Here is a 7,486-nt window from a genome sequence, read left to right as displayed (position 1 = left end):
CTCGACCAGCCGACCGTGTTCGTGTCGGCCGGCCGCCGCGGCCTGGAGGTCGAGCTCGCGCCGGGTGACCTGGTGCGCGTGACCGCCGCGCTCACGGCTCCGATCGGTCGACCCTGACCGGCTGCAGCCAGGCGCCTGCCTCCTGCTGGCCGACCTGCTGCCGCCGCACCTCGCCCGCCCCGGACATGGCGATGATGGCCGTGCAGAAGGCGCCCAACGACGCGATGGGCCAGACCAGCAGCGGCGTCCAGCCGCTCAGCTCGATCGCGGCGGGGTACTCCTCGCAGGGCTCCTCGCGGCAGACGTTGTCCGCGGTCGCGTAGCGCTGGGGATCGGGAGGGCTCAAGGCGGTGCCGACGGCCCAGGCGAGGTAGGCGGCCAGAGCGCTGCCGATGACCAGTCCTGCCAACGCGGCGAGCGCTCGTCGGCGCCCGAGGACGGCCGCGAGGATCCCGAGCAGCACCCCGAACCCGAGCGCGATCACGGCGTACTGGCCCGGACCGGCGAACTGGTGGGCGATGCCCTTGTCGCTGAGGTCGAGCCACCGCGGCCCCCACGTGGCCGTGTCGTAGATCGAGCCGTTGTTGGGTGGGCCCCACCAGAGGTACCAGAGCCAGCCGCCGAGCGCGCCGAGCGCGCCTCCGGCGACGGTCACGACCAGCGCCGGGCCGAGCCGGCCGAGCCAGGACGAGTCCTCGGCGAGGGTCGGTGCCGGCTCGGTCTCCTGATCGATCACCCGTTCATCCTGCCAGGCACCCGGGACCGAGCAGCTGCTTGAGGTCGGCGAAGAGGGCCGGACTCGGCGAGACCCGCAGCCGGTCGTCGAGCCGCATCAGCTTGGTGGCGTCGCGGGTGAGCAGGCGCAGGCGCACCTCGGTGAGGCCCGGGTGGGAGCCGAGCACCTCCTTGAGCTGGGCGATCACCGGGGCCGTGCACCGGGTCGACGGGAGGCTGATCACCACCGGTCCGTCGGTGCCCGTGTCGAGGTCGGGCACGGTGACCTCCATCGCGTGCAGCTCGGGCTGCTCCTTGCTGCGCGACAGCCGGCCCTTCACCGTGATGATCGCGTCGGGGACCAGGTGGGTGCTCGCGAGCTGGTAGGCGCTCGGGAAGAGCAACACGTCGATGGCACCGGCGAGGTCCTCGAGGGTGACCATCGCCCACGGGTCGCCCTTCTTGGTGATCTTGCGTTGCACCGACGTCACCAGCCCGCTGACCGTGACCGTCACCTGGTCGGGCCGCTCCTCGTCGGTCATCAGCTCACCGATGGTGCAGTCGGCGGTTCCGGCGAGGACGTGCTCGAGGCCGAGCAACGGGTGGTCGGAGACGTAGAGGCCGAGCATGTCGCGCTCGTGGCCGAGCAGCGTGGTCTTGTCCCACTCGTCGACGTCCGGGATCGACACGCTCACGCCGAAGTCCCCGCCGTCGAGGTCGTCGAGACCCGCGAACAGCGAGTCCTGGCCGATGGCCTCGTTGCGCTTGATGTCGACGTACTGGTCGACGGCCGTCTCGTGGATCGCGACCAGCGCCCGACGGCGGTGCTTGAGGTCGTCGAACGCGCCGGCCTTGATCAGCGACTCGATGACCCGCTTGTTGCACACCAGGGCAGGCACCTTGTCGAGGAAGTCGTTGAACGACTCGTAGCGACCCTTGGCCTCCCGAGCGGCCACGACCTGCTCGACGACGTTGGCGCCGACGTTGCGGATCGCGGTCATGCCGAAGCGGATGTCGGTGCCGACCGGGGTGAAGTTCTTGGCGGACTCGTTGACGTCGGGCGGGAGGACCTGGATCTTGAGCCGCCGGCACTCGCCGAGGTAGATCGCCATCTTGTCCTTGTCGTCCTTCACCGAGGTGAGGAGCGCCGCCATGTACTCGGCCGTGTAGTTGGCCTTGAGGTAGGCGGTCCAGTACGAGATCACGCCGTACGCCGCGGAGTGGGCCTTGTTGAACGCGTAGTCGGAGAACGGGAGCAGGATCTCCCACAGGGCGGTGATCGCGGCCTGCGAGAAGCCGCGCTCGAGCATGCCGCCCTGGAAGCCGGCGTACTGCTTGTCCAGCTCCTCCTTCTTCTTCTTGCCCATGGCGCGGCGCAGGTTGTCGGCCTGTCCGAGCGTGAAGCCCGCCAGGACCTGGGCGATCTCCATCACCTGCTCCTGGTAGACGATCAGGCCGTAGGTCTCCCCCAGCACCGGCTCCAGCGCCGTGGCCAGCTCGGGGTGGATCGGGTCGATCGGCTCGCGGCCGTTCTTGCGGCGGGCGTACTTGTTGTGGGAGTCGGCGCCCATCGGGCCGGGGCGGTAGAGCGCTCCGACGGCGGAGATGTCGGCGAACTTGTCGGGCCGCATGCTGCGCAGCAAGGCGCGCATCGGGCCGCCGTCGAGCTGGAAGACGCCGAGCGTGTCGCCGGCCGACAGCAGGTCGTAGGTCGCCTGGTCGTCGAACGACAGCTCCTCGAGCACGACCTCCTCACCGCGGTTGGCGCGGATGTTGTCGAGCGCGTCGTCGAGCACGGTGAGGTTGCGCAGGCCGAGGAAGTCCATCTTGACCAGCCCGAGCGACTCGCACATCGGGTAGTCGAACTGGGTGATGATCGCGCCGTCCTGCGGGCGCGCCATGATCGGCACGATGTCGACCAGCGGCTCGCTGGACATGATCACGCCCGCGGCGTGCACGCCCCAGTTGCGGATCTGGCCCTCGAGGCCGAGCGCCGTCTGGTAGATCGTGCGGACGTCGGTGTCCTGCTCGTAGAGCGCGCGGAACTCGGCGCCGTCGCCGTAGCGCTTGTGCTCGTCGTTGAAGATGTCCTTGAGCGGGACGCCCTTGCCCATGATGTCGGGGGGCAGCGCCTTGGTGATCCGGTCGCTGACCGCGAAGCCGTAGTCGAGCACCCGGGCGGCGTCCTTGATCGCGGCCTTGGCCTTGAGCCGGCCGAACGTCGCGATGTAGGCGACCCGGTCGCTGCCGTACTTGTCGGAGACGTACTGGATCACCTCGGTGCGCCGACGCTCGTCGAAGTCGATGTCGAAGTCGGGCATCGACGGCCGTTCCGGGTTGAGGAAGCGCTCGAAGATCAAACCGTGCTCGAGCGGGCACAGGTCGGTGATCCGCAGGGCGTAGGCGGCGATCGAGCCGGCGCCGGAGCCACGGCCGGGACCGACCCGGATGCCGTTGTCCTTGGCCCACTGGATGAAGTCGGCGACCACCAGGTAGTAGCCGCAGTAGCCCTTGCTCGCGATGACGCTGAGCTCCATCTCGACCCGGTCGCGCACCGCCTGGGTCAACCGCTCGCCCGGGTAGCGCGACTCGATCCCGCGCCAGACCTCCTTGACGAACCAGGACTCCTCGGTCTCGCCCGCCGGCACGTCGGCGCGCGCCATGTAGCCGCCGTTGGACTCGGTGAACTCGACCTCGCACCGCTCCGCGATCGCCAGCGTGTTGTCGCACGCCTCGGGCATGCCGAACCGGTCGGCCCACAGCTCGCGCATCTCGGCCGCGGACTTGATGTAGTAGCCGCCGCCGTCGAACTTGAGCCGGTTGGTGTCGGAGAGGCGCTTGCCGGACGCGACACAGATCAGCGCGTCGTGGGCGTCGGAGTCCTCGGGGTTGTTGTAGTGGGAGTCGTTGGTGGCGACCGGCGGGATGCCGAGCTCCTTGCCGAGCCGGAGCAGGTCGTCGCGGACGCGCTTCTCGATGTCGATGCCGTGGTCCATCAGCTCGAGGAAGAAGCTGTCCCGGCCGAAGATCTCCTGGAACTCCGCGGCGGAGCCCCGGGCCTCGTCGTACTGCCCCAGGCGCAGCCGGGTCTGGATCTCCCCGGAGGGGCAGCCCGTGGTCGCGATCAGGCCCTTGCCGTAGGTCTGCAGGAGCTCGCGGTCGGCCCGCGGCTTGTAGAAGAAGCCCTCGAGGCTGGAGCGGGACGAGAGCCGGAACAGGTTGTGCATGCCCTCGGTGGTCTCGGCCCACATCGTCATGTGGGTGTAGGCGCCGCCGCCCGCGACGTCGTCTCCGCCCTCCTCGGCCCCGTTGAAGCCGCCGCCCTTGCTCCACTTGACTCGGCGCCGCTCGGAGCGGTGGGTCTGCGGGGTGAGGTAGGCCTCGATGCCGATGATCGGCCGGATGTCGTGCTTCTTGGCCTTGGAGTAGAAGTCGTAGGCACCGTGGAGGTTGCCGTGGTCGGTCATCGCGATCGACGACATCCCGAGGTCCTTCACCCGCCCGAAGAGACCGTCCAGCAGCGACGCGCCGTCCAGCATGGAGTACTCGGTGTGGACGTGCAGGTGGACGAAATCCCCGGCGGCTGCCATCGGTGCGGAAGACTCCTCAGCGATCGTGGACGACGGTCCTGAACAGGACGGGTTCGGGGAAGGGCATCAGCCTACGCGACCGATGGGGTCAGATTAGAGAGACCCACCGACAGTTCGATCCGGAGGCCGGGCTAGGCACCCGGCCACTCCATCCGGATGTCCGGCGCGCGCTCCTCGTTGCCGCTGCCGTCGGTGAGCTCGCGCTCGATCAGGCCGTGGCGGGCGTAGAACGCGCGGGCGGGGGCGTTGCTCTCGAACACCCAGAGCGAGAAGCCACCGGGGCGCAGGGACTTCACCAGGTCGAGGAGCGTCGTACCGATGCCTTCGCCCTGGGCCTCGGGGAGGACGTAGAGGTCGTCGAGCCAGGAGCCCTTCAGCTCGGTGAAGGCGACGATCCCCCGGTCGTCCTCGGCGACCCACGTCTCCCGGTCGCCGGAGTCGAGGTCCAGGCCGGCGTAGAACGCGTGCACCTCGTGCGGCGGGTGGATCGAGGGCGGCATCGCCGGGGCGGCGGCCGCGCGGGTCGCGATGAACACGTCCGCGACCCGGGGCAGGTCCTCGGGCGTGGCCGGGCGGACCGTCAGGCCGTCAGTCGCTGTCACGGATGACGTCGAGTGCGTGCTGGAGGTCGTCGGGGTACGGCGACTCGTACTCGACCGCGTCGCCGGTCTCGGGGTGCTCGAACCCGAGCCGGACCGCGTGCAGCCACTGACGGGTGAGGCCGAGGCGGTGGGCCAGCGTCGGGTCGGCGCCGTAGGTGAGGTCACCGCAGCACGGATGCCGCAGCGCAGCCATGTGGACCCGGATCTGATGGGTCCTGCCTGTCTCGAGGCGAACCTCGAGCAGGCTCGCGAACCGGTGCGCCTCGAGCGTCTCGTAATGGGTGACGCTCGCCCGGCCGCCGTCCATGACCGCGAACTTGTAGTCGGCCCCGGGGTGTCGGCCGATCGGGGCGTCGACCGTGCCCGACAGCGGGTCGGGGTGTCCCTGCACCAGTGCGTGGTAGGTCTTCTCGACGGTCCGCTGACGGAACGCGTTCTTCAGGATCGAGTAGGCGTGCTCGGACTTGGCGATCACCATGACCCCGGAGGTGCCGACGTCGAGCCGCTGCACGATGCCCTCGCGCTCCTTGGCACCCGACGTCGAGATCCGGAAACCGGCTCCGGCGAGGTGCCCGACGACCGTCGGCCCGCGCCACCCCGGCGACGGGTGGACGGCGACGCCGACCGGCTTGTCGATCACGACGATCGCCGGGTCGTCGTGGATGATCTTGATGCCCTCGACGATCTCGGGGACGATCTCCAGCGGGTCGGACTCGACCGGGATCTCCACATCGAGCACGGCACCCGGCAGGACTCGCTCGCTCTTGCTGACGTCGGCACCGTCGAGACGCACCCGTCCGTCGGCGATCAGCTCCGCGGCTCGCGACCGCGACAACCCGAACAGCTGGGCCATCGCGACGTCGATCCGCTCGCCCTCGAGGCCGTCCGGGACCCGCAGGCTCCGGTGGTCGATGCTGGTGCTCACTCGGCGTCCTCGGCGGTGGCGTCGCCAGCGGCGGCGTCGGTCTCGCCCATTCCGCGAGCCTTGCCCGTCCCGTCGGTCTCGTCGGCGGCGGCGGCTTCGGCGGCGTCGGCGGCGTCGTCGGCGTCGTTCGGGTGGCGGGTGCCGTCCATCCGGATCCCCCGGAACACCTGGAGCAGGATCAGCCCGGCTCCGAGGTTGATGGCGATGTCCGCGATGTTGAAGATCGGCCAGTTGGGCAGCTGGAGGAAGTCGATGACGTGGCCGCGGAAGGGGCCCGGCTCGCGCAGCATCCGGTCGGTGAGGTTGCCGGTGATCCCGGCGAGCAGCGAGCCGAGACCAGCCGCCCAGACCCGGTCGACCAGCTTCCTGCTCACGACCAGCACGACCACGGTCGCGACGATCGCCAGGCAGGTGAGACCCACGGTGAACTCGGTGCCGAGCGAGAACGCGGCGCCCGGGTTGCGGGTCAGGTGGAGCTGCAGCAGGTCGCCGACGACCTGGATGTCCTCGTCACGGTCGCTCAGGTGCTCGACGGCGGCGCGCTTCGAGAACTGGTCGGCGGCGTAGAGGACGCCCGCGACGACGGCGAAGCCCGTCCAGGCGCGGCGACTCGCGAGCATGGTCGGCCGGGTATCGGCAGGCCCGCTCTCGCTGCTGTCTACCGACGTTCCTCGCGCTGCTTGCATGTCATGCACAGTGTGGCACGCGGGAATGCCATCAACCGCATCTTGCCGATGGCGTTGCCGCAGGACTCGCACACGCCGTACGAGCGGTCCGCGATGCGAGCCAGGGCCCGGTCGATCTGGGCGAGCTTCTCCCGCTCGTGGTTCAGCACGGTGAGCTCGTGATCACGCTCGAAGCTGGTCGCACCGAGGTCGGCCTGGTCCTGGCCGGCGCCGTCGCCGGCATCGCGGAGCAGCCCGGAGAGCTCCTCCTCCTGCTCGGTGACGATCTGCTCGCTGTGGATGCGCTGCTGCCGCAGCTCGGACATCACCTCGTTGAGCTCGGCCTTCGACCACGCCTCCTCGCCCTCGAGCACGACGAGCTTGGCGGCCGGTGCGGCCTTCTTGGCGGGTGCGGCCTTCTTGGCGGGTGCGGCCTTCTTGGCGGGTGCGGCCTTCTTGGCGGGTGCGGCCTTCTTGGCGGGTGCGGCTGTCACAGCGGGAGCCTTCTTCGCGGGTGCGGCCTTCTTGGCCGGTGTGGCCTTCTTGGCGGGTGCTGCCTTCTTGGCGGGTGCTGCCTTCTTCGCGGGCGCGGCGTTCTTCGCCGGCGCGGCCTTCTTCGCCGGCGCCTTCTTGGCCGGTGCTGCCTTCTTGGCGGGCGCTGCCTTCTTGGCCGGTGCTGCCTTCTTCGCGGGCGCGGCCTTCTTCGCCGGCGCCTTCTTGGCCGGTGCTGCCTTCTTCGCGGGCGCGGCCTTCTTCGCCGGCGCCTTCTTCGCCGGCGCTGCCTTCTTGGCGGGGGCGGCCTTCTTGGCGGGGGCGGCCTTCTTCGCGGCGGCAGCCTTCTTCGCGGCGGCAGCCTTGGGCGTCTCGGCGCGGCGACGGCCGATGATCTTGCCAGCCGCGGACACAGTGCGCCCAGCCAACGACTTCTTCGTGGTGCTGGCCATTGCGGGCCTCCTCCGGACGTCCTGCCTGCAGCGAGGGCTACGGGCT

Annotated in this window: 6 protein-coding genes; all 6 read right to left on the bottom strand. The window is 69.9% G+C overall.

Going from position 1 to position 7,486, the window contains the following annotated elements; translation table 11 throughout:
• Positions 1 to 91: 91 nt before the first annotated feature.
• The 6 genes from H0488_RS20475 to H0488_RS20450 all read right to left on the bottom strand — a co-directional run bounded on the left by H0488_RS20475 (position 92) and on the right by H0488_RS20450 (position 7,440).
• Positions 92 to 736 (bottom strand): hypothetical protein, encoded by a 645-nt coding sequence (locus tag H0488_RS20475; protein WP_183101079.1) that lies wholly within the window; start codon positions 734 to 736, stop codon positions 92 to 94.
• 4 nt (positions 737 to 740) lie between these two features.
• Positions 741 to 4,304 carry a DNA polymerase III subunit alpha gene (gene dnaE / locus H0488_RS20470; RefSeq protein WP_183101078.1) on the bottom strand — a complete coding sequence of 1,188 codons (3,564 nt, stop codon included), beginning with the start codon at positions 4,302 to 4,304 and terminating at the stop codon, positions 741 to 743.
• Positions 4,305 to 4,435: 131 nt separating this feature from the next.
• Positions 4,436 to 4,906: a GNAT family N-acetyltransferase gene (locus H0488_RS20465; protein ID WP_183101077.1), complete on the bottom strand. Its 471-nt coding sequence runs from the start codon at positions 4,904 to 4,906 to the stop codon at positions 4,436 to 4,438.
• Positions 4,893 to 5,831 (bottom strand): RluA family pseudouridine synthase, encoded by a 939-nt coding sequence (locus tag H0488_RS20460; RefSeq protein ID WP_183101076.1) that lies wholly within the window; start codon positions 5,829 to 5,831, stop codon positions 4,893 to 4,895. The genes H0488_RS20465 and H0488_RS20460 overlap by 14 nt, the downstream gene beginning before the upstream one ends.
• On the bottom strand, positions 5,828 to 6,451 hold the full coding sequence (gene lspA / locus H0488_RS20455; RefSeq protein ID WP_246372587.1) for a signal peptidase II: 624 nt from the start codon (positions 6,449 to 6,451) through the stop codon (positions 5,828 to 5,830). The genes H0488_RS20460 and lspA overlap by 4 nt, the downstream gene beginning before the upstream one ends.
• 38 nt (positions 6,452 to 6,489) lie before the next feature.
• Positions 6,490 to 7,440, bottom strand: a complete 951-nt coding sequence (locus tag H0488_RS20450) for a TraR/DksA family transcriptional regulator (RefSeq protein ID WP_183101074.1) — start codon at positions 7,438 to 7,440, stop codon at positions 6,490 to 6,492.
• Positions 7,441 to 7,486 lie beyond the last annotated feature (46 nt).

The organism is Nocardioides pelophilus (assembly GCF_014180685.1).
Taxonomy (GTDB): Bacteria; Actinomycetota; Actinomycetes; order Propionibacteriales; family Nocardioidaceae; genus Nocardioides; species Nocardioides pelophilus.
The sequence above is the reverse complement of the archived record's forward strand: the minus strand, read 5'-3'. Positions and strand labels throughout refer to the sequence as shown.